Origin of the sequence: uncultured Gimesia sp. (assembly GCF_963972345.1) — a bacterium.
Classification (GTDB): domain Bacteria; phylum Planctomycetota; class Planctomycetia; order Planctomycetales; family Planctomycetaceae; genus Gimesia.
Window position 1 is genome coordinate 1 of record NZ_CAXAVM010000327.1, and the last position, 3730, is coordinate 3730.

Genomic DNA, 3730 nt, shown 5'->3' on the forward strand with positions numbered 1-3730 from the left:
TATTTCAGGTCAGTCCCGGAAATCTGCCGAACGGCTGTGCGAACAGGGAGACATTAGATTCCAGCTCCCAGGCATCCCAGTCCATTGTCTGGGCTGGTTGATTATCCGGCTCCGGATCAAAGTCCACTTCCAGTGGATCGGCCAGACTGAAGCCCCGCTTTCGGATCGCATGAATGTCTTCCCCGGTGACTGAAGCGACTGCATTGTCCAGGTCTTGTTGGGTCATCGTTTACTCCTTGGATAGAAAAAGAACGACCACCCGCACAGGATGGTCATGAGAAATACACAACCACCCCGCACCAGACGAGGTAGAATTACATCACGGGCCGGAAAGCAGCCAGTGTTGATTGAGCCAGTCGCGTTCCGCGGCTAATGCTGCACTGCGATGGGGGAACGGCCCTAACAAGGGGCCATTGACCGGAGAGAGGTCGGCCGTCCATTGCCCGTCCGCTGCCGGTTCAACATATGACCCACGATTGATCGCCGGTGTGCCCAGCTGAGTCAGTTCAATCGTTTCGTCATAGATGCAGCGGACCAGTCCCCCCTGCTTGATGATCAATTCCATGGTTATCCCTCCTGGGGTCTTCGCAGGATATTGCGACGCGGGCGATCAATGAGCAGACCATCCAGCGAGGATTGTACTCCCGCCAGTTGCGTGGCGACCTGCTGTCGCAAAGTGCCATTGTCCCGTAACTGTTGCGGTTTGAGGCCGCCCACAATCTGCTGTGCCTGATCTACCAGGTCATCCAGCTGTTCGTTGGAGCGGACATTCAACGTCTGAAAACGTACAAAGAAATCGGTCAGGTTGGTGATGGCTGTGTCCCGGAACACCTTGGGTTTGCCATCAGACTGGCCGCTCAATCGATCCGTCAAATGTTCGACCAGTTTCGTGAGCTCTTCCAGAAACGCCTGTTCTGCGAGTTGAACCGCTTCATCAAAACGCAACTGCATCCTGCGGCACTCCTGTTCGTAGAGTTCCGGGCTCAGTTGTTGCAGATAACGCGGCGGTTCCACCGCAGGATAATCATGTTCAATGTCAAACATGCCGATCAGCGAATGCGGATAGTCGGTCGGATTGAATAACTCTCCCAGACGGTTGCGGGCAGCGGACCGCAGTTCATCAAAGTGCCGGTTCAAATCGGTTACCGCTTCGTTCAGTTCATCCCGAAAACCGGCCAGACGCCGATCAAATTCATGGATGTCCGATTGTTTAATCAGGCGGATGCCGGGCTCCGGATAGGGAAGCGAGACTCCTTTCCAGTAGGCCACGGCCCGTCCGCGCACTGCTGTTACGGCTTTGAAGGCCGGATGTGAGGTATCCAGAAGTTTTTTACCGGCGGAAAGAAACTTTCCTTCAGCACCAAATGAATCCGCAGCCTGGCTCTTCTGCGGGGCTGTCAGTGACTTACGGACGCCCAGCCAGGTGAAACTGAGCCGGGCGGCCGCCATCGTGCTCTGCAATCGTATTGAAGCCGTGCTGTGCGCTGATTCAGTCTGTGGTTCTTCGAGCATGGAATGACTCATGAGGACTCCTTTGTGACTGGTGGAAATGAAAAACGCTGCCAGATCTCAATTGACCAGGCAGCGTTGCAGCGGGAATTTATATGAATTAATTGTGACCGATTATGTCGGTATCGGACTATTCGTCAGTGTGATTTGATAAACGTATTGTGAAACCGGACAGGCCACGGCGATGCCAGATGACATTCGAGCAGTAGCTCACGGTGGTCGATCTGCGGCTCATCAGTGTCACGGAATTGGGGAAAGGGGTTTGATCAGACTTTATTTGTGAGTTCAGGAAGAACCAGAGTTCCGACCTGACCGGTTTCACTGGGGCGGGCCTGGTCGGCAGCCTCAGGGGTTGAAAACAGCTCTGTGGTCAGGAGTTCGATTCCCCCAGCATTGGCGACAGCATATTTCAGACTCGCTGAGCTTAGCTGTGTCCGTAGCCGTTGAATATCATCGGACCTCCAGATCTGATCGGATGTCTCATGACCAGAGTAAATTTTCAGCAGATGAGTGTCTTCGGGATTCATCTCCTCAGCCCAGAACTGCAATGCGGCACTGATAAGGAGTATCTCCTGTCGGGTGAGCATGGTGCTCCTTCCTTTGAGACGGGTAAGTCAGTTGATTGAAGAAAGATGTTTAATACTTCGGCGGGATTTTCTCCTGGGCGATTCCCAATGGAAGATGCCGGGCTGGTCAGCATCCAGACAACGACCGTTGGCCCATGTTCGTAACCGCTCGACAGACTCAGCCGCAGTCACCGCGATGGGGACCACGTTTAGCCGTGCTTCCAGCAAAGTCACCTCCAGCAGGCCTGCCAGCCGACAGCAACTGCGGATTTCAGCACCGGTCCAGTCGGTATCCTCTGGACGCTCCTGCTCCGGATTGAGCCCGAATAACCGAATATACTGGTCCCAGATCTGATTTTTCTGTTCCCGGCCCGGCAGATCCAGAAAGAAGATCCCGTCAAACCGCTCGCTGCGTCCGAATTCCGGCGGCAGTCTGGAAACATCATTCGCCGTACAAACCACGAACACGTCCGACTGGTGATCGGCCAGCCAGGAGAGAAACGTCCCGAACATGCGAGATGAAACACCTGAGTCTCCGTTACCGTTCAGTCCGGAAAACGCCTTCTCGACCTCGTCGATCATCGCCACACAGGGGGCCATCGCATCAATCACCCGTAACGCCTGCCGCGTCCGCTCTTCCGACTGCCCTACCAGCGAACCGAGGAGGTTCCCCACATCCAGGTTTAATACGGGACGCCCCACTTCCTGCCCCAGTGCCTTACAGAACTGGGATTTCCCGCACCCGGGCGGAGACAGCAACAGGACGCCCCGTGGACGCTTTCGGGGATCATCACGGCTCGGTTGCTGCAAAGCCCGTTTACAGAACGTCTTGAGGGCTGTCAGGCCTCCCAGATGACTGAAATCGTCATCTCCCCGGTACAGTGACAACAGACCACTCTTTTTAAGCGTCTGCGTCTTGAGTTCCCAGACGGCATCGGCGGTGATACGTCCCTGTCGCACCAGACTCAAGCTGAAAGCATTTTCGGCTTCCATGCGGGTCAAACCCGCAGAAGCATCAAGTACCAGCTGGAGTGCACTTCCCTCAGGCAATTCCCCGGCCTCGGTGGCGATCCCCCGGGCAATCTCTGCCAGTTGGTCACGGTCAGGCAAATCATGCTCAACCACAACGAACATTTTCTCCAGCTCGGTCGGGATCTGTACGACAGGAGACAGCACCACCACAATCGTGCGGTTCTGCTTGCCGGCGATGATCTGACGCGACAACGCCTGCACCACTTCCGCGGACTGCATAAACCGGTGAAAGTTCTGCAGCACGATCATGGCTGTCCCGTCTGGTGTGACCAGAGCATTCACCGCACGGATCGCCGCCAGCGGATCAAAACCGGTGACCTCTGCCTCACTCTGTCCGGGGATGTTTAATCCCGCATCGATATCCCAGGTAGCAAGTTGCCACTGTTCATCCCGGCAGAGCTCTGCAATCTCAGTCAGGGCCTCCTGGTGTTCGTGGGATTCGATCCAGATCCCGGTAAAGCAGGCCCTCACGTATTCTGTTAGTCGAGTGCGAATATTCAAGCGGATCTCCCTTTCAATTTAGAAAGTACTTTTTAGATTGGTTACGCTTCAGGACTGCTGACGGTTTGTTTGCTGCTGCCCCAGTTGCTGATGAAATTCAGCCGTCAGCTGCTCTTCCGTCC

5 protein-coding genes are annotated in these 3730 nt (G+C 55.1%); all 5 read right to left on the reverse strand.

What is annotated here, in order from left to right; all coding sequences use genetic code 11:
* Positions 1-4: 4 nt before the first annotated feature.
* The gene (locus AACZ40_RS28515; RefSeq protein ID WP_291166795.1) at positions 5-226 is read right to left on the reverse strand and encodes a hypothetical protein; all 222 of its coding nucleotides are present in this window, start codon (positions 224-226) and stop codon (positions 5-7) included.
* Positions 227-319: 93 nt separating this feature from the next.
* Entirely contained in the window at positions 320-565 is a 246-nt protein-coding gene (locus AACZ40_RS28520) for a hypothetical protein (RefSeq protein WP_291166798.1), read from the reverse strand.
* A gap of 2 nt (positions 566-567) precedes the next feature.
* Entirely contained in the window at positions 568-1524 is a 957-nt protein-coding gene (locus tag AACZ40_RS28525; protein ID WP_291166800.1) for a hypothetical protein, read from the reverse strand.
* Positions 1525-1775: 251 nt separating this feature from the next.
* Complete coding sequence (locus AACZ40_RS28530) at positions 1776-2096, reverse strand: hypothetical protein (RefSeq protein WP_291166802.1); 321 nt, start codon at positions 2094-2096, stop codon at positions 1776-1778.
* Positions 2097-2123: 27 nt separating this feature from the next.
* The gene (locus tag AACZ40_RS28535; RefSeq protein ID WP_291166803.1) at positions 2124-3608 is read right to left on the reverse strand and encodes an AAA family ATPase; all 1485 of its coding nucleotides are present in this window, start codon (positions 3606-3608) and stop codon (positions 2124-2126) included.
* Between the last annotated feature and the right edge of the window lie 122 nt (positions 3609-3730).

Bases quoted from the DNA above. Each gene is read 5' to 3' on its own strand.
- AACZ40_RS28530 (WP_291166802.1), bottom strand. From the start codon at position 2,096: ATGCTCACCCGACAGGAGATACTCCTTATCAGTGCCGCATTGCAGTTC.
- AACZ40_RS28520 (WP_291166798.1), bottom strand. From the start codon at position 565: ATGGAATTGATCATCAAGCAGGGGGGACTGGTCCGCTGCATCTATGAC.
- AACZ40_RS28515 (WP_291166795.1), bottom strand. From the start codon at position 226: ATGACCCAACAAGACCTGGACAATGCAGTCGCTTCAGTCACCGGGGAA.
- AACZ40_RS28525 (WP_291166800.1), bottom strand. From the start codon at position 1,524: ATGAGTCATTCCATGCTCGAAGAACCACAGACTGAATCAGCGCACAGC.